Source organism: Streptomyces flavochromogenes (assembly GCF_000717595.1).
Classification (GTDB): domain Bacteria; phylum Actinomycetota; class Actinomycetes; order Streptomycetales; family Streptomycetaceae; genus Streptomyces; species Streptomyces flavochromogenes.
In genome coordinates, this window is the sequence record NZ_JNZO01000130.1 from 1 (window position 1) to 280 (window position 280).

The following is a 280-nucleotide window of genomic DNA, read 5'->3' on the forward strand; positions in this document are numbered from 1 at the left end:
CACCGCCTCGCCACCGACCAGAACCTTGAGACCCTCCACAGCCTCCGGGTCCGTCTCGGCCAGCGCGCGCCACAGGCTCGGCGTCGCCTGCATCACCGCAACACCCTCGGACCGCACCAGACGGCCCAACTGCGCCGGATCACGCACCACGTCGCGATCCGCGATCACCACGACGCCACCAGAGACCAGCGGCAGGAAGACCTCAAGGAGGGAGATGTCGAAACCGAACGTCGTCACCGCCAGCCACTTCTCCCCCGCCGACAACCCCACCTGCGAGCCC

At 68.9% G+C, this 280-nt stretch carries 1 protein-coding gene; it reads right to left on the reverse strand.

Features of this window, described 5'->3' with window-relative positions:
- The coding region (locus IF00_RS42330) for an AMP-binding protein (RefSeq protein ID WP_037640633.1) at positions 1-270 on the reverse strand (270 nt) is incomplete at its 3' end.
- Positions 271-280: the final 10 nt, after the last annotated feature.